Below are 23,139 nucleotides of genomic sequence, written 5' to 3' on the forward strand. Positions count from 1 at the left end.
GATGGATATACGGCAATAGAGCTTAATATTGGGAATTCAGGAGTGGTTAACCATTGGAGTTGGAAAAAAGGATTGAACAGCTAGAAGCCAAAATGAAACAAATGGAGCTTGAGCTGACGGAACTGCGCCATGCCAGGCGCGGGGCGGACCAGCCCGTTCAGGGGCCGGCGCCGGGGGTAACGCCTCCGCACGCGGGCGCTCCGGGGCATGCCGGGCATCCTCCGCAGGCTCATCCGCCTTACGGTCAGCCGCGGGTCCCGAACCAGGCCGTTCCCCCGCAGGGCATGCCGGGGCATCAGGCCCCTCCGGGCCAGGGCATGTATGGCCCCCCGGCTCCGGGACAAGGGGGGCCGGGTTACCGGCCCGGACCGCAGGGCATGCCGGGATATCCTCCTGCAGGCGTCCCGGGCCAAGGTTATCAGGGCCAGGTTCCGCCGCAACAGCCCCGGATGCAGGAGGCCGGCCGGCCTTATCCGCCGGGGATGAATCCGTATGCTTACCCCGGGCAGCAGGCGCAGGTTCCACGCGAACCCAAGCCGCCGAAGGACTGGGAACATCTCATCGCCAGGGTATGGCTTCCGCGGGTCTTTATCGTGGTCCTGCTGCTCGGCGTGTTATGGGGATTTACGGCAGTGGTCAAAGCCGGATATTTGACCGAACCCGTTCGCTGCCTGCTGGGCGTCGTCGCAGCCGCCGTCATGTATTGGCTGGGCGAACGGCAGCTCCGCAGCAAACGGGAGGCGCTCGGACAGGTGCTTTTGGGAGGTTCGATCGGCATCCTCATCTTGTCCGTGTTTGCGGCCCATCAGCTGTATGACCTGATCCCTTCGGGCATCGCGTTTGCGCTTTACGTCATTTCGATTGCGCTATGCGTGTTTACGGCGCTCAGACGCCGCTCGCAAACGCTGATCATCATCGCGACGATGGCCGGGTATCTCGTTCCTTTCCTCGTGCATTCCGCCGAGCCGAATGCTTGGGTGCTGGCGGGATACGAGACCGCGTTTTCGCTGGCGATGATCGCCGTCGCCTTGAAATTCGATTTCCGAGCCGCCTATTTCGTCGCGGCCGGGGTGCTTCATCTGCCGCTTCTGATCGCTTACGCGGCAGGCGACTTCGATGAAAGCCGCCACGTTTTCATCGGAGCGGTATTCATTCAGCATGCGGCATTGCTCGCCTACGCCTTCTTCGGGCCCGGACGCCGCAAGCTTGACGAAACGTTGTCGTTATTCCCCGGATTCGGCGTCATGGCATTATGGATGTATGCCTTGTACCCGCTGTGGGAAGGTTCCGTCCATTGGCGGCCGTTGATGCTGCTCGTGTGGGCGCTGGTTTACACCCTGGCCGCATGGGGCAAATACATGAAGGAACAGCGTTCCCCCGTGTTCGTCTCCATCGCAACCGTCGCCTGGTTCCTGTGGGCATTCGATATTTCGAACCAGCATTATGCGCCGGCTTCCGCGATCGTCATTGGAACCGCGGGCATCGTCCTAGGCATGGTGCTGAAAAGTTATATGCAGCAAATCACGGCAGCCATCGTATTGCTGTACGGCGCGGCGGGCACGCTGTTTTTGGCCATCCATCGCATCTTTTCCGCCGAAACCCTTTCCTGGCTCGTGCTGCTGGCCTCCCTTGCGGTTCTGTCGTACGCGCTGCGGCGTATGCCGCAACGGATGTTGTCCAACCGCTGGCCGGATATTCTCATGTGGATCGATGCCGGGCTTGCGATCATTTTTATTACCGAGGCGACCAACGTGCTGACCGGCGGGCTGACGAAAGACCTGCGGCATTTGGTGTTGTCCGCGGTGTGGGCGGTGTACGCCATCGCCGTCATCGTATGCGGCGTCATGCTTCAGCGCCGGATGGTCCGGCTTGCGGGCATCGGCTTGCTGTTCCTCACGCTGGTCAAAGTCATCGTCGCCGACCTGCCGGACGTATCCGTTGCGGTCAGAGCGATTTTGTTCATCGGACTCGGCGCGATCGGCATCATCGTCTCCAGGCTCATGTACAAACGCAAACAGGTTCCGCCGCAATCGCCGCCTGATGATGCGGCCGTGGAACGTTAATGCCGACGCGTCGGTACCTGCCTGAACTTATACGAGAAATCGTTTATAGGATGTAAATGCAAACAAAGCAGTCGCGACCCCGTAGCGGGAATGCGGCTGCTTTGTTTTCGTTCGTTCATCCCTGAATCCTTTAAGCCAGCAGCAGGTCGGCAAGCTCCCGGTAACTGCCTGCCGTATACTGCGGCTGATGTTCCGTTTCGGGCTCAACCTGCCTGTGGTTGAACCAGATCGCGGTCCAGCCCGCATCCAGCGCCCCGATCACGTCATTTCGCCACGAATCGCCGATGTAGAAGCAGCGCGAAGGATCCGTCCCCGTTTGTTCATTGACGCGGGCAAACAGGCGCGGGTCCGGTTTGTCGTAACCGACCGCCCCCGATACGAAAATATGGCCGGAAGGGATGGCGGCATCCAGCGCCAGCGCCTTGATTTTGGCCATCTGGTGCTCCGCCGGTCCGTTCGTGATCAGCCCGACGACATGACCGGCCGCCTGCAAATCGCCGATCAGCTCCGTTGCCCCCGGAAACGGGCTGATCCGGAACTGGCGCTCCAGGTATTGTTCCTGGATCCGGGCCGCCTCCCCATCCGTCACCGCGATCCCGAATTCCGCCAAAGCCAGCTTGGCCCTTTGGATCCTCATCTCCTGCAAATCCCGTTCCGCTCCGGCGGCATTGACCGCGCCATGGCTGGCGGAAAGCTTGTCGCTGTAATATCTGAATCGGTGATATACCGCCTCATACGGAAAGTCCTCTCCGGTGCCGAGCACATGCCGAAGCGCCTCCCTTAGCGGCTGCAAATGATCGTAAAGCGTATCATCCACGTCAAAAAATATCCCTTTTGCGTTCGTCCGTTTCTCTCCCATTGCGCTTCCTCTCCTATGGTCAGGATTGCAAAATCCTTATTGTGATGTTTGTTACGGCAAACGAATTTATGTCTATTTTAGCACATTATGCCGCGGTACAAGCAGGTTTCAGCGACCGCCGGACACGGGTAAAAAAGACTTACCCCGGGCTTAAAACCCTTTCAATTGTGACAGAACTGGCACAACCGTTCCCCGCCCGTTCAATTTTGAACAAAAATGAAAATCGCCGAATTTAGCCTTTTTCAAAGCTTAATCGGATTTTTTGGCCTTTTTTTGCGAAGAATGTGAAGATTATCACAGAATAATTGTATTTTATTTACAGTTATGTATTCTACTGTATTTGTTTTCTTTTTCACAAGTTACTATGCTATGGCTATAAGGATTCGCGAATTATCCAAACACTCAGCGATTAAGGCATGCTAGAAAGGAGTTTCCCGTGAAGAAAAAAAGATGGTTGTTTTCACTCATTTTTATTTCCGTCGTCATGCTGCTCAGCGGATGCGATACGAAACTGATGGTCCTGGATCCGAAAGGGCCGGTAGCGAAAACACAATCCAATACAATTATCTTCTCCATTCTGATGATGGCGCTCGTGTTAATCGTCGTGTACATCCTGTACATTTTCATGTTGACCAAATACCGGGCCAGCAAAACGCCGGACGATTATGAACCGCCTCATATGGAAGGAAGCAAATGGCTCGAATTTATTTGGACTGCCATTCCGATTATCATCGTAGCCATTTTGTCCGTCGTTACCGTACGTACGACTTATGCCGTAGAAAAGGTGCCGGCCGGCTATGAGGATCAAAAGCCGCTTGTCATCTACGCCTCCTCTTCCAACTGGAAATGGCATTTCAGCTATCCGGAGGAAGGCATCGAAACGGTAAACTACGTCAACATCCCTACGCACCGTCCGGTCGAGTTCCGTCTCTACTCGTACGGTCCGATTTCAAGCTTCTGGGTTCCGCAGCTCGGCGGACAGAAATACGCGATGAGCGACATGATCACCAAGCTGAATCTCGTCGCCGAACATGAAGGTTCGTACATGGGTAAAAACTCGAACTTCTCCGGTAAAGGTTTCGCCCAAATGGAATTCGAGGTGCTTGCCCAATCTCCTGCCGATTACACGAAATGGGTCAAAGAGGTGCAGCAAACCGCTCCGAAGCTGACCGAGCAGGAATTCAACTCCGTATTGCATACGGACTTCGTCGGACGCAAGTCTTACAGCTCCACGCACCTGAAATTCTCGGCTCCGCCTATGGATATGTCCGAACACGGCCATGGCGGGGACAATTCGACAGACAGCAAGGAATCCGGCAAGGATTCAGCGGATCATATGCAGGACATGGGTGACATGAAAGACATGAACGATCATTCTTCCATGGAACACGGTCACTAACATCATGGAGAAAGGAGAACAAACTGCATGAAATGGGACGAATTTTTTGTTACCGGCGAGCCGATGATCTACGCGGCCGATGTCAGCATCGTGCTCGTATCGCTCGCCATCGTGATCGGATTGACCTATTTCAAAAAATGGGGCTATCTGTGGCGTGAGTGGCTCACCACCGTGGACCACAAAAAAATCGGCATTATGTATATTTTGTCGGCGTTGATCATGCTGTTCCGCGGCGGCGTCGACGCCCTGTTGATGCGGGCGCAGCTCGCGACGCCGGACTCCAAATTTTTGGACGCCCAGCACTACAATGAGATATTTACGACGCACGGGGTTATCATGATTTTGTTCATGGCGATGCCGTTTGTCATCGGGATGATGAACGTGGTCGTTCCGCTGCAAATCGGGGCCCGCGACGTCGCTTTCCCTAGACTTAACGCCGTCAGCTTCTGGATGTTCTTTATGGGAGCGATGCTGTTTAACATTTCGTTTGTGATCGGGGGATCGCCGGATGCCGGCTGGTCCGCGTACTTCCCGCTCGCAAGCCTTGAATTCAGCCCGACGGTAGGCAATAACTACTACTCGCTCGCGCTGCAAATATCCGGTATCGGTACGCTGATGACGGGCGTCAACTTTATCGTGACGATCCTGAAGATGCGTGCTCCAGGCATGAAACTGATGCGTATGCCGATGTTCACCTGGTCGGTACTGATTACGAACGTCATTATTTTGTTTGCTTTCCCTGTGCTCACCGTAGCGCTTGCCCTGATGATGTTCGACCGCGTGTTCGGAAGCCAGTTCTTTACGATGGCCAACGGCGGTATGGATATGCTCTGGGCCAACTTGTTCTGGGTTTGGGGACACCCTGAAGTATATATCGTTATCTTGCCTGCTTTCGGTATTTTCAGCGATATTATTTCCACATTCTCGAAAAAGAATTTGTACGGCTACAAATCGATGGTTGTCAGCATGGTCGCCATCTCGGTCCTGTCCTTTCTCGTATGGGCGCACCATTTCTATACGATGGGCCAAGGCGCCATGGTCAACGGCTTTTTCTCCATCACGACGATGGCGATCGCGGTTCCGACCGGGGTCAAAATTTTCAACTGGCTGTTTACGCTCCGCAAAGGCAAAATCTCGTTCACGTCTCCGATGCTGTACGCGATGGGCTTTATCCCGATCTTTACGATCGGCGGCGTAACCGGCGTCATGCTTGCGATGGCAAGCGCCGACTATCAGTATCACAATACGATGTTCCTGGTGGCCCACTTCCACTATGTGCTTATTCCGGGTACGGTATTCGGGGTACTGGCCGGCATGCATTACTGGTTCCCTAAAATGTTCGGCTTCCGCCTGAACGAACGTCTGGCCAAAACGGCCTTCTGGCTGATCATCGTCGGCTTCAACGTGGCTTTCATGCCGCTGTTCTTCCTTGGACTTAACGGCATGACGCGCCGGATGTACACCTATTCGGCCAGCACCGGCTACGGTCCGCTGAACATGATCGCGACGATCGGCGCTCTCATTCTTGCGGTCGGCTTCGTGGTCCTGTGTTACAACTTCTTCTACAGCTTCCGCCACAGCCCACGCAACGAGGGCGGGGATCCATGGGATGCACGTACGCTGGAATGGAGCACGCCAAGCCCGGTTCCGGTTTACAACTTTGCGAAAGTGCCTGTCGTGCACTCCGAAGATGCTTTCTGGCATGCCAAAAAGCATAACGTTCCGCTTTATGAAGAAGGACCTTACGAAGAGATTCATATGCCAAACAACAGCGGGCAACCGTTCATTCTCGGCGTAATCATGTTTTTCCTGGGCTTTTTCCTCGTGTTCAGCTGGTTCATTCCTGCGATCATCGCAGGCGTCGGCGTGATCATCATGCTGGCGGTGCGTTCCTTCGAACGCGATCACGGCTATCATATTCCACCGAAGGAAATCGCCGCTACCGAACAGAAACTGCGGGGTGATACCGTATGAAAATAAATGACACGCTTCCGCTGGAGTACAGAACCGAGGAGAACAGCAACAAAATCTTCGGCTTCTGGCTCTTCCTTGGAGCAGAGATCGTCTTGTTTTCCACGTTGTTCGCCGTATACTTCACGCTTTGGAACCGTACGGGCAACGGCCCGACCGGCAAAGAGCTTTTCGAGGTCGGCGGTGTTATCTGGGAAACGTTCCTGCTGCTCACAAGCAGCTTTACCTGCGGCCTTGGCATTCATGCCATGCGCCTCGGCTTGAAAAAACCGATGATGATTTTCTTCGTCGTCACGTTGCTGATGGGCCTCGGGTTCCTCGGCATCGAGATTACGGAATTCGTCAACTACGTGCATGAAGGCGCGACGCTGCAAACGAGCGCATTCCTGTCCAGCTTGTTCGTCCTGCTCGGAACCCACGGTCTTCACGTGACCATGGGGATCCTGTGGGGCGCAGGCATCCTGATTCAAGTGGGTCGCCAAGGCTTTACGGACGAGACCGCGAACAAATCGTTCATCTTCTCGCTGTACTGGCACTTCCTTGACGTCGTCTGGATCTTTATCTTCAGCTTTGTCTACCTGAAAGGATTGATGTAATATGGCACGATTGTTCCCGATACGTCACGTGATGGGATATATCTTTTCGCTGGTCCTTTCACTCGTGGCACTTGGCGTGATTTACTGGGATCTGACGTTTTCGGCCGCCATGGTCATTCTGATCATCAGCGCATTGATTCAGGCTTCGCTGCAGCTGGTTCTGTTCATGCACATCGGCGAAACGTCCTCGAAAAAGACGCTCTACCTCAACATCGCTTATGCGGTATTCGTCGGCGTTGCCACGATTTTCGGTACGCTCTTTGCGATGATCTGGGGATACTGATACACCTGAAATCGAAAAAAGCTGTCCTTTGCGGACAGCTTTTTTTTGCGTTATTGACGATGGACAAGCCGGTTCGTTTCCCCTCCCCCGTATTGCCGGTCACAAGCGCCCCGGAACGGCCTTGCACCGGTATGGATGCCCCCGTCCCGTCAATGAAACGCCTTCCAAAACGCCCCTGTCGTATCGATCAAATCGCGGATTTGGGCAAAGGGGATCATAAAGGTTGGGAAACCTGCGGCATACGGGGCGATTTCGTACGGATCGAAAACAAGATGAAGGGCGTCTTCCGTCATGTAAAAGGATTGATCCGGCGAAATTCCTTGATAACTTCCGGGAAATACGTAAGCATATTGCGGGTCCTCCTCAATTTGCCTGCCGACGATGTCGCTCAGCCGCTTTACGTAATCGCTGCCGGGCTTAAACAAATCGTTGAGACGGAACATCCGCCCCGTCGCCAGATCGATCAAAGCAAATGCCTTTGTCGGCATGCCATGTGCCGCGCCAAGGGGATACCGGTATCCGTCCAGCTCCAGCACAAGCAGGTTTTGTTTATAAAACAGAACCTCAAAGTCGCCCGTATAGGTGTAGTCCAGCGTCTGATCCGCAGGAACGGGCTTTACCTGCGACAGCTCCTTCAATCTGGCATTCACCGACCGCTGGGCCGCCGGGTCTTTGATTCCTTCCACGACCGGATCATAAACCAGGTAATCCGGATTCGGCTTATATTTCTCTTCTTTCACGAGGTAGGGCGGCTGCAGCGGAATGACGGTGTTTTGCCGCCAAATGACCCGCCCGCTGCGGTCGATATAGGACAACCGCTGGTCGACGAATGCCTTGATCAGCCCTTCGTTTTCCCGCTCCAGGGTTCCGCTGCCGCCGACGCGAGGATATCCCGGTGCCGGGTTTCCGGTCAAGTCGATGAAAAAAGTGTATCGCCCGTCGGAGGCCGACGCCAATCCGCCTTCGTAATTGGTTACGTCGCGATAGAGAAAATCGGTCAGCCTCCTGCCGTTCTCGTCCGCAATCGCATATAGCGAACCGATGTAGGGCTGCTGCGGATCGACGGCACGGCCGAGCGCAAACCGCCCTTCGTTCAAATCCCGGATATCGTCGTATTCCGGGCGGATCACCCATTCCCCTTGCCGGTCGATAACGCCGAATCTGGATTGGTAATCCTCGGCGGTATTAACGATGGCACGGCCTTGATGGAACGGGAACGCCGAGGCGAAAGCGGCCGGGATCGCGACGCTGCCCTTCTCGTCGATGTACCCGTACTTCCCGCCGGCTACCTTTTGGAATGCAAGCAGCCCCTCTCCAATCGGGCCGACGTAAGCATAAGGGTACGTCGCCAGCCTGCGGCCGTTCCGGTCGATCAAGGCGTATTCGTTCTCTCGGATTTTGACGACGGCCTTGCCGCCGGAATAATCGCCGGCTTCCGCAAATTGCGCAGCAATGGCTTCATGGCCCTCCGGATCCAGATAGCCGTACCGGCTGCTTCCATTCCCGCCGGCCGGGTCATTGAAGACGGCCCGGCCTTCATGCATATCCGCAATAAACGCATATGTTTTGCGGGTAAGCACCCGGCCCTCTTGATTGATCAGCGTGAAGCCTTGTTCGTCGTTCGCGACGGCCCGGCCCTCCGAAAAGGGATTGATCCACTGGTACCTTGGTTGAACGACAAAACGCCCCGCCGAATCGATCACCCCGTATTTCCCTCCTGCCGCGGCAACGGCAAGACCGTTCTGTTGAAAATCCCGGGCATCGTCGAACTGGGCCGGAATCACCAATTTATCTTCGGCATCGATATATCCCCACTTCGTTCCGTGCGTCGTTTTCAGGGAAGCGGGAAACAACCCGGAAGGCCGCGGAAAGCGTCCGCTTCCGTGCAGCGCCTGCTCGATGTTCCGCTCGAGTTCGCGGAGCGTTTCCTTGGACGGATAGGGATCCGGAAAGGAAAGGGCCCGGCGTACCGAAGCCAGCGCGGGTTCCGGCATCCCGGCCCGATACTGGGCGTCCGCCAGGTAATACCAGTAAAAGGAATAATCCGGATGCTTCCGCGTCAGCCCTTCGTAATACCGTACCACGGTCGGAAAATAGTACCGGTACGCATCCGGCGCGGGAACAAACGCGCCCCGGCTCCACCGAACCACATCCACCCGGTATGCGTCCCCCGTATCATGAATCCAGAGGGCGATTTCGGCCTGTCCGTCCCGTCCGTTCGTCCCGGGCATATCCTCGACATGGACGAAGCTGCAGCTCATGCCAGGCGGGGCGGCATCGGTCAGGATTTCACCCGACCAGGCATAAACGGACAACTTTGACCAAATAGAACCGATCTGCCAACCGATGACTACATGGTTCGTTCCAGGCTGCAGGACCGGCGCGGCAGCCATGTAAGTGACGCCGTATCCCGGTCCCTTCATCCGGGCGGCAGCCTCGTAGCGCCCTTCCCGGTAAACAAGCACCATAACAAATAGTTCGCCTTGCAAACGGTAAACCGCCGTGATTTCGGGAATTCGGTCTCCGGTCATATCGGCGGCAAGAACGGCCGGACGGGGCGCGGGACCGCCGATGTTCGCCAGTTCGGCGCCTTGCGGCAAATGCCGCCTGGCGATCTGGATCGGATGATCGTGTACGGGCATCTTGGGATAACCTCCCTTATTCAACAAGCTCCTTCGCCTAATCGTATGCGGCCAGCCGCCATATATGAGTTCTCCCGTCCAAAAACACTGTCGTAGAAGTATTATTTCTTTATATACTCAACCATTTCCTTATGCAGTTCCAGCTCGGAACATTTGAAGATCCCATGAAAATCATGAGGATTACGAATCACTTTGTTTAATGCATCAATTCCGTATTGTTCACATACAAATTCCACGAACATATAGGAGAACTGGAATCCTTTCATCGTTTCGAAATCCCAGGTATCGTTATTTAATTCATCAAAGGATGGGATCGCCAGATTGCGGATCGCATCTTCCGTCGAACCTTTTATAAAGTCCTGAGTCATCTGTTTGGCTTCGAATCCGCCTATCCCCTGCCTGATCCATTTGGGAGCCATTGGATTAATGTCATTGATTAGCCACATGGTGAACAAATGGACCGTGCTTTTTAGGATGGATTGGTACGTATGTTCGGGTCCTGGATTCAACGGAGATACGATCTTAAGAATATGTCCTTCATATGTGCCCATAAACCAATTGGGTGCATCGGCTTCTCCTACAGCTTGATGAAACGTCGGCAGGTCAGGGTATATTTCAATAACGACTTTTCGTGATGGACGGTGATTGTATTTTGTCGAGATACGTTCTACATTATTGCTGAGTTCGGCGAACAAGTCATGTTGTACCTTCTTCAAACGATTACTCGAGTCCTCGTTGCCACCCTTATCTACAATTGAAATCAAATCTTGAATAGACATGATGGTAATATCTCCCCATTCTTTGAGTTCTTTTTTTAGTCGTTCCAGTGACCTGTACAATCTGTTCTTTACTGCACTCTCACGCATCCCAACGATCTTGGAGATTTCAGACAACGTGCAGTCCACAAAAAAACGCAGGGCAATAATTTCTTGGTCTACCTCATCTAATTTTTTTAGCGCCGCTCCGATATCAATCCGAAAATCAACATACTTCGTAAATTCAAGAGAGATCGACTGTGATTCGTAATCTTTAAAATCAAAAGGAGATTCTTTTTTTCGGGATAACTTCCGATATTCGTTTTTTACTGTATTCTGAGCAATCTTAAAAATCCACGTGAATAAATTAGAGGTACCTTTAAAGCTGTGAATATTTTCGGCAGCCTTTAAAAAAACCTGTTGAGTCATGTCTTCCGCAACCCGTGGGTTTAATTTCAGCGAGAAATATTGGCGGATTCGTTGACGATGCTGCTCATACGCTCTTTCAAAGCTTGTGGTGATCGCCTGTTCATCCGGATAAACAGGTTTTGTGTCATGAGCTCCTGACATGGTGAAAACCTCCTCTTGATTTACAATGAATTAGACACCAGAGGGAGCCAAAAAGCCACGTACATACAAAAAATATTATGTATTACACGTTCGGCAAACGAAAAAAAGCCGCAGTTCGCGGCTAATTAAGCGTGTGCGTCCTTGTCGTTTTACATGTCCTGTCTGTCGTGTACGTTGAACCTTGAGCAAGCCACGCCCTTACTCCCCGTGCTCCGCGATATATTCCGCCAATCGGCGGTAGATCCCCACGATCTCCTCCATCGGCATCCGCACAAGACCGCTGGACGACGGAGCCACGAACTCGTGGATTTCCGGGATGACCGGGTCCGGTTGAAATCCCCAGTCCACTTTGCTTTTCTGGCTGTATTCGGTATAGACGCCTTTGCCGACAAAGCAAGCGACCTTCGGGTGATACTTCCGGAGCTTCGCGCGGAGAATTTCTCTGCCCTCGGCATATTCGCTGCGATCGATGTCATCGATTCCGCGCGTCGGTCTCGCAACGATATTGGTAAAGCCGTACCCCATTTTCAGCAGGTCCCGGTCCTCCGAGGCCTCGTAAAGCCGCGGCGTTAATCCCGCCCGGTACAATATTCGGTAAAAATGGTTGCGCGGATTGGCGTAATGATGCCCGGTCTCTCCGGACCGCAGGCTCGGATTAAAGCCGATAAACAGGATGGACAACCCCATGTCCAGGTGATCCGGTATTTCCGGCATCGCGCTCACCTCCTTTGGATACGTTGGATTCGGAAAGGCATCGACCGGAGGACCGGTTTATTCCCGCCGTTCGGCTGTTGCCCGGTCCCCCGCCCCGCAAGCCTTAGGCTTATGATCATGGTATACCCCGGAGCAGCGACCTGCAACCAGATCATCCGAACCTTTAACACTAAATTAACATCCCCCTCCCTATAATGAAGTTATCGCCAAAGTCCAGGGCCATGCGAATTGAATGAAGAAAAACATCTACCGACGTACGTTCTCAGTAGACAGACCGCGTTTAGATGAAGGTTTTCCTGCAATATCAGGAAGCAATGGCTCTGCAGTTTATACTCTCTGATTTTATCAGAAAGGGGTAACCTGATTATGAAACAAAGAAAGCGCTATCAAATGATACTTGCCGCCTTTTTCCTCCTCTTCTCCACGGCGTTGTCCGCCTGCTCCTCGTCAAGCTCAACCGGCAGCGCTCCTCCGCCCACGGAAACCGCAAAAGACAGCGCCGAAGCAACGCCAAGCCCTGCGGAAACGCCCAAAGAAACAACCGATGAACCGGTCACCATTAAAATTTTGTATCCTTGGGGGGCCGATGCCTTCGAGCAGCGGTACCGCGGAATCGAAAAGCTGCTTCCGAACGTGACGATCGAACTGGTCGATTCCCAGGCCCAGATGGATCCCCTCCAGGAGCTGAATGCCCAGAAAATCGTTCCCGACATCATTTTTGCAAACTGGGGGCTCGATGCCTTATACGAGCTGGACATGATCGAGCCGCTGGACGACCTGATTCAAAAACACCAGTTTGACCTGAAGGCGCTGGACCCTTCGCTCGTCGCTTCCATTCGCGCGATGGATCGCACGGGCCAAGGACGGATTCTCGGATTCCCCATTCAATACAGTCCATACGGTATTTGGTACAACAAAGAAGTGTTCGACAAATTCGGCATCGAATATCCCACGGAACGTTTGACCTGGGACGAGGTGGTCGAGCTTGCGAAGCAGATGACCGCGGAACGCGACGGGGTTCAATACCGCGGATTGGAGATGGGACCCGGGCTCGCCTCGGGCGAGGTCACCGTTCCGTTGTCCCAGCTTGCGGTAAACTTGACCGATCCGGACACGGGCGAAGTGCTGATCGACAAAGAGCCGGCCGTGACGCGGTATTTTGAACTGATGAAAAAGATTTACGGCATTCCCGGCATTGTGAACGAAGACCCGGAAGCCCGCAAGGATTATGAATTTCCAAAGAAAAACGTAGGCATGATCGTCTCTTGGATCGAATATTTGCGTTGGGGCGTCGGCGACCCCGAAGTTGCCGCGAACATGGAGGCGGCCCCGCTGCCGGTATGGGGGGACGGGGAAGAATCCGCTCCGCCGGCGGGAAGCAATCTGCTTGTCATTAACAAATACAGCGAGCATAAGGACGCGGCCTTCAAAGTGCTGGCGGCTTACCTGTCCCCAGAGCATCAGACGGAGCTCGCCAAAATCGGGGATGCACCCCCGTTGTTCAATAATAAAGACGTAATCAGCCACTTCGGCGAAAACGTGGAGGTGTTCCAAGGAAAAAACGTTGCCGCCTTTTACGAGACGTCCCCTGCTTTGCCTCCGGCGAAAATCAGCACCTGGGACCCATACGTCGACATCGGGGGCTCCATGTTGAAGTTTTCCCAATCGGACATGGACATTGCATCGTTTTTGCGCCAGCTTAAAGAGGAATCCGAAATCAAGATCAAAGAAGCCAAAAAACAAAAGGAATGATGCGGCTTTCGGCTTAAGCAAACTCAAGCATAAAGAGGTGAATCCTGCTTGAAATACCAGGTATTTAGCGCCAACGAATGGCTGTATCCCGATCAATCCGTCACGCATCCCTCCGAACATGAGCTTCAGATTCGAATCGCGGGAGCCCGGGGCTCTTATGCAGGCTGTCAGGTTCTCTTGAACGATTTGCCGGTTCATAAGGTTTTAAACTGGGCGGTTCATGACAACGGAAAAGGGCTGCGGAGCCTTTCCGCCCTTGCATCGGGCTTTAAGATCTACCGGCTGCTGGACGTGCAAGTGAACGAAAATACCGATATCGACGTATCTACCGTGCCCGTCGGGACGCCGGCTCCTCCTTACGTGACGCGCCAAGCCCCGTTCCGCGTGTACGATGCGCTGCTTCCGGTCGAGAAGCCGTGTGCCGCAAGGAACGCCGCCGAAGCCTACTACCTATGCTGGCACATTCCGGAAGAGGCTGCACCGGGCATTTACGGCGGGGACGTCACCCTGACGGTCGATGGTCAAACCTGTGTCATCCCCGTTCACATCGAGGTATTTAAGGCCGTGATTCCTGCCCAAGGGCGGCTCCACGTCGCCAATTGGTTTTCGTCGCGCAACATCGCCGAGCGGCATGGCCTTGAGCCCTGGTCCGAAGCATTTTGGTCGATGCTCGAACAATACGGGCTGGCGATGAGGCGCTGCCGTCAGACCCATTTCATGGTGAACGGCTCTTTTATCGACGTCACAGCCCTTGGCGATGGACGTTATGCCTTTGACTTCTCAAAAGCGGAACGGCTGATCACGCTGTTCCTCAAGCTTGGATTTACCCATATCGAAGGCGGACACGTGGCCGGACGTGTGAATTGGGAAGATCCGACCTTCGTTTTGAATGCAGTTCCGGGCATCCAAGCCACCTCAAGAGAAGGGTACGCCTTTCTGTCGCAATATTTGAGCGCATGGCGGGACTGGCTTGAAAAGAAAGGGTGGCTTTCGCTGCTCGTTCAACACGTTGCGGATGAGCCGATCGCGCCTTCGGCCGCGGACTATCGCATCCTGTCGGGGATCGTGCGCAAATGGCTGCCCGGGGTGCCGCTCATCGACGCCGTCATCGATACGGGCGTTGCCGGAGCCGTGGATGTCTGGGTTCCTACCAATAAGGAATACGAGCTCCGCCGGGAAGATTACGAGCGCTACCGGAGCTGCGGGGATGCGCTGTGGTTTTATACGTGTTGGAATCCGGGCGGCGTTTATTTGAACCGCTTCCTCGACATTCCGCTTTTGAAGACGCGTTACCTTCATTGGGGCAACGCGAAGTACGGGCTGGACGGATATTTGCATTGGGGATTCAATTATTATTTCCAAAACCAAGATCCGTTCGAGCTGACGAATCCGCTGCTTGCCCCCGACGTCCACGATCGGCGCGTACCTGCCGGAGATACCCACATCGTGTATCCCGGTCCCAACGGCCCGCTTCTCAGCATGAGGCTGGAAGCCATGCGCGCCGGCGTGGAGGATTACGAGCTGCTGCGGACTCTTCGGGATCATGACCCCGAGCTTGCCGAAGACATCCTTGCCTCCTGCATGAAAAGTTTTACGGAAGTCGACACGGACCCCGCCGCTTTTGACCGGGCTTACCGGCGGCTGCTGGAAGCGGTATCGGCGTATGCGCCTTAGGCAAATCGATTTCCCGTCATGATTTGCGCGCCTCGAAAGGCGGACCAAACCAAAAACGGCTGTTCCGTCCGTAGTCTTGAGCTACGAAGGAACAGCCTTGTTATTTCATGCCTGTCTGAACGCCGGAGAACCCTGGGGCCGACAACAGCCCCGACAAACCTGCAAGTCAATACAGCTTGTCCGAAGTTGCCTTGGCGGTAATTTCCCTGTATTTGATCGCTTGGTCTTTCATTCTTAACGATACGGCGACGTTCAGGATGTCGATGATCGCAAGCTGCGACATTTTGGCCGCGAGCGAGCTGCCCTGCAGCGGATTTTCCCTGCCCACCACGATCAGGACGATATCCGCGATTTTCGTGATCGGCGAACGGGCGTTGCTTGTGACGGCAATGATGCGGGCACCCGCCTTTTTGGCGATGTTCAGGTTGTCGATCGTGTCCTTGGTGCTGCCCGAAATGGACAAGCCAACGGCGACGTCGCCTTTGTTCATCAGGGAAGCCTGCATCGCCTGAAAATGGGTGTCGCTGCTCGCCATGCTGTTTTTGCCGATTCGGGCAAAGCTGTGCGCTCCCTGGGCCGCAGTCAATCCCGACGAACCGACGCCGAAAAAATGAACGTTCGCGGCTTCCGCCAGCGCGTCGATCGCTTGGGTCAGCTGCTCCTCGCTGACAAGCTCCCTCGTCTGCTCCAGCGTCCGCAGATGCGTGCCGATTATCTTTTGGCTCAGCGTCAGCGGGTCGTCATCCTCGGCGATTTCCTCATGAATATGATCGGTCGGCTTCACCAAGTCCTGGGCCAAAGACAGCTTGAAGTCCTGAAAGCCCTGGAATTTCATTTTCCGGCAAAAACGCAGCACCGTCGTCTCGCCTACTTCCGCCTTCTCCGCCAGCTCCGTCACCGAATCGTAAATCAAATCCTGGGCGTTTTCCAAAATATAATGCGCGACCTTCTGCTCGGTTTTCGTCAGGCCGTTCAAGTGGCTGCGGATGCTCAGCAGCGTTTTCCCCATTTCCTGTGCGCCCGGCATGTTTTCCTCCCCTTCCCGTACCATGTCAACGTTTCCAAAACGGCTCGCCCGGAATATGTTCATCTATTGTGCATATAAAGGTGAATTCCGCCTCTAAGTCAATCTTATTGTACCCGGTCGCAAACGCGGTTGGCAAGCGGAGGCGCGTATCCCCAGCCCTGAAACGGACCCTTTCCTCATCCCAAAAAAACAAGTTGCGAATCGAACTAAATATAGTAAAATCTAGAAAAAAGCTCGGGTGGTGGATAGTTTGAAAAGCCTTGGTTGGATTCTGTTGTTGATTTTTGCGTTAAGCGGATGCGGTGGAGGCACTGAAAAAGAAGACGAGAAGTTCGCCCAAGAAGACATGGGCATCGTCAAAACCGCCAGCGGCGAAAAAGTGCATTTCGGCATGAAACGGGCGGATGCCGAAAAGGTGCTGGGGAAAGGCAAAGACGCCGGAAAAGGCCGATGGGAATACGAACCGGGCATCCTCGTGTTCTATAGGAACGACTCCGTCGCCATGATCACGCTGGAGGAAAAGACCCAGGGCCAATACCAAACGACCCGCGGCGCCGAAATCGGCATGCGGCTCGAACAAATCAGAAGCCTCTACGGCGAAAACGACATCCCCGATCCGTCGGGCGCAAACCTGAATTATATTTACGATTTTAACAAAGGGGAGTTCCTTGACGAATACCCCTCCGTAACGGATGAAAAAACCAAGGACACGGTAGTGTTTTCAACGATGTTCGATTCCAACGGGCAAGCTGATGCGCTGATCATGATCGACGTCTATTTTCAGAATCACGGCGAATGAGCGCAGAAGCCCACAGCCGGTATTTTTTCATAAAAAAATAAAGCCCGCGCGAATACGTCCGCGGCAGGCTCTGACGATATGGGGTTATCTTGCTTCGATGCGCTTTTCCACGCACCACTTGATGACAAACAGAAACGCGATGCTAAGCAGCAGCTCGAAAACGAACGATCCTAGCCAGTTCCAGCCGGCCATGGCGGTCAGCGAATCATGCGTAATCGTGCCGGTCCCGTTTTCATAATGGAAAGTCACCAGATTGAACGCCTGAGTGGAATCCTGGCCGAACAGCAGGTTTTCCAGCCAGTCCATGACGGCCGACAGGACCAGGAACAGCAGCAGGCCGACCCAAAACGCGCCTTTTTTCGTGATGCTGCGGGCCAGCGCAATCACGACGTAAAAAAACAAAAATCCGTAAACGGTCGTAATCACGGCCTCCAGCACCAATCCGATCCACACGTATACGGGAAGATGAAGCGCATCTCCCCAAAAAGACGTATCGAAGCGGCCTAGAAAATACATTCCCGCCCCGGCAGCAACCACCAGGACTGCGAGCGTGTTCAAGATGGCGTAGACGAGGGACGCCCAAACGTAGGAGAGGGTGTTTACCGGCAATAGCCTGCGGCTCACCGATTTGATGTTGTAGTCGAACACCCTCAGGTTGTTGATCATGAAAATAACGGCGGCCGTAAAGTTGGCAATAAGGATGACGACCATTTTGACTTCCAGCATCGCGGGAGACAAGATCATTCCTAGTTCGCATAAAATCAGCACGGCGCAAACGGCCAGCAGCAAATTCGCGTTCCGTCTCAGGTCGTATTTAAGCAGCTTCATCATTCGCCGAACACCTCTTTGAACATGTCGTCCACGCTCCTTCCATGCTTCATGCGGATGTTTTCCACTTCCTCATGCAGCACGATGCGGCCGTCCCGCAAAAACATCACTTCATCGAAAATCCGTTCCATGTCCCCTACCAGATGGGTGGAGATGATCAGGCTGCTGTCTTCGCGGTAAAAACGGACGATCGCATCCAAAATTTTGCCGCGGGCCACCGGATCGACGCCGCCGATCGGCTCATCGAGCAAATACAGGCTGACGTTCCGGGAGAGGGCCAGCGTCAGCTGCAGCCGTTCATTCATCCCTTTGGAGAGGATGCTGACGCCGCTTTTCTCGTCCAGTTTCATGAAATCGAGCATCTCGCGGGCTTTTTCCATATCGAAATCCGCATAAAAATCGTTGTAGAAGGCGATGGCATCCCTCACCTTCATCCAGCTTTCCGTCATCGGGCGGTCGGGCATGTAGGAAATGAGGCTTTTCGTCTCTCTGCCGGTCGGTCGGCCCATCACAGAAATGTCGCCGGCCGAGGCCGGGGTCAGCCCCGCAATAATTTGCATCAGCGTGCTTTTGCCGCTGCCGTTCGAGCCGAGCAGGCCGATCAGCCGGCCCGGCCCGATATCGAAGCTGACGCCGTCCAGCACCTGTTTTTTTCCGTATTTTTTCGACACGCCGTTAACCTTCAGAAGTGCGTCCATCCGGATGCCCCTCCTTCCGGTCCTTGCCGCTTTCAGCCGCCACGGCCTCTTTAACGATCGTCACGATGTCCTGATTTTTGAACCCCAGCTCCTGCATGCCATGGATGAATTGGTGAAGCAGTTCTCCGGCCATTTCTTTTTTGATCGCCATAATTTTGGATTCCTCGCTTGTCACATATCTTCCCAGACCCCGTTTCGTCTCAACGACCTCCTCGCGTTCGAGTTCCTGAAACGTCCGCTGAATCGTGTTGGGGTTGATTTGCAAATCCGCCGCCAGCTCCCTTACCGACGGGATTTTGTCGCCGGGCTGGAGCAGGCCGGATACGATCTGTCTTTTGATATGGTTCATGATTTGAAGATAGATCGGCAAATTGTTGTCGAATTCGATGCTCAAGTGGACAGACTCCTTTCGCCGTCAGCTTAGCTCCTTCGCCGCATCAGGCTATATCACGTTTCTTAAACGTAACAAAGCTGGCGCCAAGAAACAAGACCATATATACCGCCAGTACCGCAATGGAAAAAGGAAGCGTCATCCCTTCGATCGGCGGCTGCCCTCCGTGGCTGTACACCGACAGATCGGCGTTCGGGAACAGCACGTATTTGTAAAAGCTTTTTGGAATCGTTAAGCTGCTGAACACGACCGCCGCCATGCCGACGCCCATCGCCGCGCCCGTTGAACGGGTGAGCACGCCCATCATGAAGCCCAGCGTCACGTAAACGATGCTGTACACAAAAGAGCTGCCGCCCGCGATCCACAGATCCCGCCAAGCGCCGGCACCAGCTTCCATTCCGAAAAACGCCGCGCCGGAAGCGAATCCGACCGCCATCAGCCATACGAATAGCGATAGCGTAAAGAGCAATGCCGCTGCATATTTCGAAGCAAGCACTTTCCCCCGGCTTTGCCCGCGGATCATCAGGAACTTGATCGTTCCCAGGCTGTGCTCGCTTGCAACCATCCCGGCGGTAAAGATGACAGCCAGCATGGCGGTAAATTGACCGAAGAAGCTCGTCGATGACATCATGGCCGTAAATTCGGAGGCGGAACCGATCATATCCCCTCCCCAGCGTTTAAAGGCCCAGGACAGCGCTACGAGCGCAACGGCGATGATCGCGTAAGGAATAAAAAAGCTGCGTTTTTTGGACATTTTCAGCCATTCGTTTAAGACAAGCCTGTTAAAACTAAGCAATGCGGTTTCCTCCCGTCCATTTCAAAAATTCGTCTTCCAGCGACTGCTTCAGCTCCGTGATCTGATAAATCGGAACCCCGGCGGCGCCCAGCGCGGTAACCGTCTCCGGAATATCCTTGTATCGAAGCGCCACGAGCAGTTCGCTTTGCTCCTCCGCGACCTGCAAAATTTCGGCATGCTCCTGGCTTCCCAGCACTTGCTTCGCTTCATCGAAACGTCCGACCCGGAACATGACGCGCACGAAGTTTTTCTCTTCCGCCGCGGATGCTCCGCTTTCGCCGATGGCGCGAACCGTCACGAGCTTGCCGTCCTGTATGACGACGACGCGGCTGCACAGCTGCTCCATTTCCAGCAGCAAATGGCTGGATACCAGGATCGAAATGCCTTCCTCGCGGGCAATCGTTTTAAGGTAATCGCGCATTTCGCGGATGCCTGCCGGATCGAGACCGTTGGTCGGCTCATCCAAGATAAGCACCGACGGCTCGTGCAGCAGCGCTTGCGCAATGCCGAGACGCTGGCGCATGCCGAGCGAGTAAGCTTTCACTTTCTTTTTCATCGCCTGTTCGAGTCCCACCAGCCGGACCACCTCGTCGATCCGTTCGTTGCTGATCCATTCGTTCATCCGCTGATATTGCTTCAGATTGTCGTAACCCGTCATGTAAGGATAAAATTCCGGGTTCTCGATAATGGCCCCGATATGTCGGATCGCCTTCTTCCATTCGTGCCGGATGCTGCTGCCGCGGACGAACACGTCGCCCTCGGTCATTTGGATCAGTCCGGCAATCATCCGGATGGTGGTCGTTTTTCCGGCGCCATTGGGCCCGAGCAGCCCGACGATCTCCCCTTCGCGCACGTCGAATGAAAGCTGATCGACGATTGTTTTCCCTCCGATTTTTTTGGACACGCCCCTTAACGAAAGCACGGCGGTTTCTTCATGTATGTTTTGAGATTGCGTCACGTTCACATCTCCTTTGTATTAGTGTTATAGTTAGATAGTACACTAGAACAACGGTGATGTAAAGCCCGAATTGAATCCGGCAAAAAATACGGAAAAGCCGCCCCTTTGTTTCAAGGAGCGGCTTTTCCAACATGCCGTCATTATTTATATTGGCTCACGTTCAAGCTTCCGGCAGCGACATCGATCCAATAATAAGCCTCGGGCGTAACCAGGTACAAGTTCAAGGCATCCTCGTTATAGGGTACCGCGCCAGCCAGGTGGAAAACGCCGTCCTTGTCGAGCGTAACGTGAAGGTCCTCGATCTGCTGCGGCCGCTCTCCCCCGGTCTGCACCATGATTTTCAACGTTTCCCCCGCGTGGCCCGCAAACTTTCCGTCAAGAGCAAGCGTACGGTCGGCACGGAAATCCGCGACGAACATGTAGTCCTCCAACCGATCCGGCTTCCGGTACACTTCCCGTTTCGGCAGCGGCGGCAGCGCGGTTGACGGCGTTACGGCCGCCGGTCTGCCGCGAAGCTCTTTCAGCTTCGGCCGCAAATACTGCAGCAGCTCCGCGGCTTCCCCCCGCGTAAGTTCCTCGCTTCCCTTGAAGCCTTCCAGCGAGCGCTCCGTGACGCCCTTTACATAGTCGAGCGCAAGGACGTACCAGACCGCTTGGCTTTCCGGGTAGTTCACCCCATCCGCCGCAGCAATGATTTCGGCCGCTTTTTGACGTGTAATCGCCCGGTCCCTTGCGGTTTTATTAGCGATTCCGGCAAGCGGAATGTTCCGATCGGCCGCGGCTTTATAAGCTCCGTCCGCCCAATGCGTTTTTTTTGCAGGCGCATAAGCCTCATCATCGACTCGGTACATCCGAAGCAGCGCCGTCCAAAATTCGGCCTCCGTTACCGCCGCATCGGGCCGAAACTGATTGCGGTCCGATGCGGTCATCACTCCCGACCGAAGGGCCCATTCGATCGCGGATCGGCCCGCGTGCCCGGCGATATCCGTTATCGCGGCGGGATTCGTTCCCGGATATTCCTTTAGCTTGAGCTTCGGCAGCACTTTGACCTTGATCCGGTTTTGAACGCTCCCCGATGTCATCGTTACCGTATAATCGCCGGGTTTAACGCCTTTTAACATGCCCCCCGGCGAGACGGCCAGCCCTTTGGGCTCGCTGCTGGCGTAGCCGACTCCGGTTTGGAGCGGTTCCGTCACCCCGTCGTCATACATCCCCTCGGCTTCGATCGGCAGTTCCCCGCCTTCATTGAGAACAAGCTCGGAATATCGGGATTGGACGGAGACCAATTGATGTCCTTTTCCGGTGGTAAAAGACCATGTCTTTTGCAGCTTCCCGGACGTTCCTTTCATCTGATAGGAAAGCGATATTTTGTATGTATGATTGCCTTTCAGAATCTGTTTGGGATACAGAAACAGCGTATCCCCGCCGTAAAGCTCCTCATAATACGGCACCGCCGCGCCGCTTTCGTCCGCGATTTGCGCTTCATGCCAAACCATATCCCGTTCCGTCGTAGCCGAAATGATGTAACCGGAATGATCCACGTTAAATTGGCTCAACGGGTTCGGAGATTCAAGACCGTCAAAACCGACCCCGACGTTCGTCATGCCGTCATAGGGATACACCGAGATGCCTCCTTGGATCGGACCAGGCTCCGAAAAACCGGCAAAGTCGGCCACGGCCGTTCCGTCCGCCAAACCGAAGCCGACTTCCCTGTATTTCGGGCTGAGAATGATTTTGCGGTGATAGGCGGTGTCCAGCCAGCCGTCGATCGAATCCTTGCTGCTCGCCTGCTTGTAATGCATGACCTCCCCGGTGGAATACCCCTTCGAACCAAACGTCCAGCCGGCGGCTTTCAACCGGTCCGTTACGGTTGCTCCCGTATACCCGGGCATCCCTTTGGTTTCGTTATGGGCGCCCTCGGTTTTCTTCCCGTGATTGGCGTTGTAATACGCCGCATGAAGGCTTGCCGCCTTGGATATCACGCCGCTCAGCTGCAACGGCTGCAGTCCGGCCTTCGCCCGGACGCCGTTCAAATGGGAGAGCGCCTCGCTTTGATCTTGGTCCGTCCCTGCCGAAAGCGCCTGCGCGGCAAACGCCGGCGTCGCTATCGCCCCCGTTCCCAGCAGCAGCCCCGCGGCAACGAGCGGCATGATCGCCCATTTGCGGAGCCCTCCGTTTCCTGCGCGCGTTCCCTGTTGTGCGTTTCTCTTCGGCACTCCAACGTCCCGTAAGGACGACTGCCCGCTTTTTTTCATATTCATCGAATAATCTTCCTTCCTTTCCTTCGGATGTTCTCTATATTCGACAAAATCCATCATTTTCCTTCCAAACCAAAACGGGACTTCCGGCCCTATAGCGCCTGAA

19 protein-coding genes are annotated in these 23,139 nt (G+C 54.4%); 8 read left to right on the forward strand and 11 right to left on the reverse strand.

Going from position 1 to position 23,139, the window contains the following annotated elements:
* Positions 1-53 precede the first annotated feature (53 nt).
* The gene (locus NYE48_RS21655) at positions 54-2,063 is read left to right on the forward strand and encodes a DUF2339 domain-containing protein (protein ID WP_340999930.1); all 2,010 of its coding nucleotides are present in this window, start codon (positions 54-56) and stop codon (positions 2,061-2,063) included.
* 130 nt (positions 2,064-2,193) lie between these two features.
* Here NYE48_RS21655 and NYE48_RS21660 read toward each other — a convergent pair whose 3' ends face one another.
* Positions 2,194-2,922: an HAD family hydrolase gene (locus NYE48_RS21660; protein WP_036713914.1), complete on the reverse strand. Its 729-nt coding sequence runs from the start codon at positions 2,920-2,922 to the stop codon at positions 2,194-2,196.
* Positions 2,923-3,358: 436 nt separating this feature from the next.
* Between NYE48_RS21660 and qoxA the strand changes: the two genes are divergently transcribed.
* From qoxA to qoxD, 4 genes are read left to right on the forward strand one after another with little or no spacing between them, the layout of a single operon-like run.
* Positions 3,359-4,321, forward strand: coding sequence for a cytochrome aa3 quinol oxidase subunit II (qoxA, locus tag NYE48_RS21665; RefSeq protein WP_081992681.1), 963 nt, complete (start codon positions 3,359-3,361; stop codon positions 4,319-4,321).
* A 27-nt stretch (positions 4,322-4,348) separates the two neighbouring features.
* Positions 4,349-6,295 (forward strand): cytochrome aa3 quinol oxidase subunit I, encoded by a 1,947-nt coding sequence (gene qoxB, locus NYE48_RS21670; RefSeq protein ID WP_212948261.1) that lies wholly within the window; start codon positions 4,349-4,351, stop codon positions 6,293-6,295.
* On the forward strand, positions 6,292-6,888 hold the full coding sequence (gene qoxC, locus NYE48_RS21675) for a cytochrome aa3 quinol oxidase subunit III (RefSeq protein ID WP_036713917.1): 597 nt from the start codon (positions 6,292-6,294) through the stop codon (positions 6,886-6,888). The genes qoxB and qoxC overlap by 4 nt, the downstream gene beginning before the upstream one ends.
* A 1-nt stretch (position 6,889) precedes the next feature.
* Positions 6,890-7,171 (forward strand): cytochrome aa3 quinol oxidase subunit IV, encoded by a 282-nt coding sequence (gene qoxD, locus NYE48_RS21680; RefSeq protein ID WP_212948263.1) that lies wholly within the window; start codon positions 6,890-6,892, stop codon positions 7,169-7,171.
* Positions 7,172-7,320: 149 nt separating this feature from the next.
* Here the strand turns inward: qoxD and NYE48_RS21685 are convergent, their stop codons facing one another.
* From NYE48_RS21685 to NYE48_RS21695, 3 genes are all read right to left on the reverse strand, one after another.
* Positions 7,321-9,813, reverse strand: coding sequence for a WG repeat-containing protein (locus NYE48_RS21685; protein WP_340999931.1), 2,493 nt, complete (start codon positions 9,811-9,813; stop codon positions 7,321-7,323).
* Between the two features lie 101 nt (positions 9,814-9,914).
* The gene (locus NYE48_RS21690; RefSeq protein WP_340999932.1) at positions 9,915-11,138 is read right to left on the reverse strand and encodes an RNA polymerase sigma factor; all 1,224 of its coding nucleotides are present in this window, start codon (positions 11,136-11,138) and stop codon (positions 9,915-9,917) included.
* Positions 11,139-11,336: 198 nt separating this feature from the next.
* Positions 11,337-11,852 (reverse strand): mismatch-specific DNA-glycosylase, encoded by a 516-nt coding sequence (locus tag NYE48_RS21695; RefSeq protein WP_340999933.1) that lies wholly within the window; start codon positions 11,850-11,852, stop codon positions 11,337-11,339.
* A 366-nt stretch (positions 11,853-12,218) separates the two neighbouring features.
* Here NYE48_RS21695 and NYE48_RS21700 point away from each other — a divergent pair, with 366 nt between their 5' ends.
* Together NYE48_RS21700 and NYE48_RS21705 are read left to right on the forward strand one after the other, a co-directional pair.
* Positions 12,219-13,604, forward strand: coding sequence for an ABC transporter substrate-binding protein (locus NYE48_RS21700; protein WP_212948271.1), 1,386 nt, complete (start codon positions 12,219-12,221; stop codon positions 13,602-13,604).
* 48 nt (positions 13,605-13,652) lie between these two features.
* Positions 13,653-15,278: a DUF4091 domain-containing protein gene (locus tag NYE48_RS21705; RefSeq protein WP_340999934.1), complete on the forward strand. Its 1,626-nt coding sequence runs from the start codon at positions 13,653-13,655 to the stop codon at positions 15,276-15,278.
* Between the two features lie 166 nt (positions 15,279-15,444).
* Here the strand turns inward: NYE48_RS21705 and NYE48_RS21710 are convergent, their stop codons facing one another.
* Positions 15,445-16,305, reverse strand: a complete 861-nt coding sequence (locus NYE48_RS21710; RefSeq protein ID WP_052147294.1) for a MurR/RpiR family transcriptional regulator — start codon at positions 16,303-16,305, stop codon at positions 15,445-15,447.
* 250 nt (positions 16,306-16,555) lie between these two features.
* Here NYE48_RS21710 and NYE48_RS21715 point away from each other — a divergent pair, with 250 nt between their 5' ends.
* On the forward strand, positions 16,556-17,104 hold the full coding sequence (locus tag NYE48_RS21715; RefSeq protein ID WP_340999935.1) for a hypothetical protein: 549 nt from the start codon (positions 16,556-16,558) through the stop codon (positions 17,102-17,104).
* A gap of 84 nt (positions 17,105-17,188) precedes the next feature.
* Here NYE48_RS21715 and NYE48_RS21720 read toward each other — a convergent pair whose 3' ends face one another.
* From NYE48_RS21720 to NYE48_RS21745, 6 genes are all read right to left on the reverse strand, one after another.
* The gene (locus tag NYE48_RS21720; RefSeq protein ID WP_036713931.1) at positions 17,189-17,935 is read right to left on the reverse strand and encodes a hypothetical protein; all 747 of its coding nucleotides are present in this window, start codon (positions 17,933-17,935) and stop codon (positions 17,189-17,191) included.
* Positions 17,932-18,630: an ABC transporter ATP-binding protein gene (locus tag NYE48_RS21725; RefSeq protein WP_212948291.1), complete on the reverse strand. Its 699-nt coding sequence runs from the start codon at positions 18,628-18,630 to the stop codon at positions 17,932-17,934. Before NYE48_RS21725 ends, NYE48_RS21720 begins: the two co-directional genes overlap by 4 nt.
* Positions 18,608-19,024 carry a GntR family transcriptional regulator gene (locus NYE48_RS21730; protein ID WP_212948293.1) on the reverse strand — a complete coding sequence of 139 codons (417 nt, stop codon included), beginning with the start codon at positions 19,022-19,024 and terminating at the stop codon, positions 18,608-18,610. Before NYE48_RS21730 ends, NYE48_RS21725 begins: the two co-directional genes overlap by 23 nt.
* Before the next feature lie 43 nt (positions 19,025-19,067).
* Positions 19,068-19,817: an ABC transporter permease gene (locus NYE48_RS21735; protein ID WP_340999936.1), complete on the reverse strand. Its 750-nt coding sequence runs from the start codon at positions 19,815-19,817 to the stop codon at positions 19,068-19,070.
* Positions 19,810-20,775 carry an ABC transporter ATP-binding protein gene (locus NYE48_RS21740; protein ID WP_340999937.1) on the reverse strand — a complete coding sequence of 322 codons (966 nt, stop codon included), beginning with the start codon at positions 20,773-20,775 and terminating at the stop codon, positions 19,810-19,812. Before NYE48_RS21740 ends, NYE48_RS21735 begins: the two co-directional genes overlap by 8 nt.
* A 140-nt stretch (positions 20,776-20,915) precedes the next feature.
* Entirely contained in the window at positions 20,916-23,036 is a 2,121-nt protein-coding gene (locus tag NYE48_RS21745) for a CAP and S-layer homology domain-containing protein (RefSeq protein WP_340999938.1), read from the reverse strand.
* Between the last annotated feature and the right edge of the window lie 103 nt (positions 23,037-23,139).

Source organism: Paenibacillus sp. FSL M7-1455 (assembly GCF_038004655.1).
GTDB classification, from domain to species: Bacteria; Bacillota; Bacilli; order Paenibacillales; family Paenibacillaceae; genus Paenibacillus_AQ; species Paenibacillus_AQ cookii.

Bases quoted from the DNA above. Each gene is read 5' to 3' on its own strand.
- NYE48_RS21660 (WP_036713914.1), bottom strand. From the start codon at position 2,922: ATGGGAGAGAAACGGACGAACGCAAAAGGGATATTTTTTGACGTGGAT.
- NYE48_RS21685 (WP_340999931.1), bottom strand. From the start codon at position 9,813: ATGCCCGTACACGATCATCCGATCCAGATCGCCAGGCGGCATTTGCCG.
- qoxC (WP_036713917.1), top strand. From the start codon at position 6,292: ATGAAAATAAATGACACGCTTCCGCTGGAGTACAGAACCGAGGAGAAC.
- qoxD (WP_212948263.1), top strand. From the start codon at position 6,890: ATGGCACGATTGTTCCCGATACGTCACGTGATGGGATATATCTTTTCG.
- NYE48_RS21700 (WP_212948271.1), top strand. From the start codon at position 12,219: ATGAAACAAAGAAAGCGCTATCAAATGATACTTGCCGCCTTTTTCCTC.
- NYE48_RS21690 (WP_340999932.1), bottom strand. From the start codon at position 11,138: ATGTCAGGAGCTCATGACACAAAACCTGTTTATCCGGATGAACAGGCG.
- NYE48_RS21695 (WP_340999933.1), bottom strand. From the start codon at position 11,852: ATGCCGGAAATACCGGATCACCTGGACATGGGGTTGTCCATCCTGTTT.
- NYE48_RS21710 (WP_052147294.1), bottom strand. From the start codon at position 16,305: ATGCCGGGCGCACAGGAAATGGGGAAAACGCTGCTGAGCATCCGCAGC.
- NYE48_RS21720 (WP_036713931.1), bottom strand. From the start codon at position 17,935: ATGATGAAGCTGCTTAAATACGACCTGAGACGGAACGCGAATTTGCTG.
- qoxB (WP_212948261.1), top strand. From the start codon at position 4,349: ATGAAATGGGACGAATTTTTTGTTACCGGCGAGCCGATGATCTACGCG.
- NYE48_RS21725 (WP_212948291.1), bottom strand. From the start codon at position 18,630: ATGGACGCACTTCTGAAGGTTAACGGCGTGTCGAAAAAATACGGAAAA.
- NYE48_RS21745 (WP_340999938.1), bottom strand. From the start codon at position 23,036: ATGAATATGAAAAAAAGCGGGCAGTCGTCCTTACGGGACGTTGGAGTG.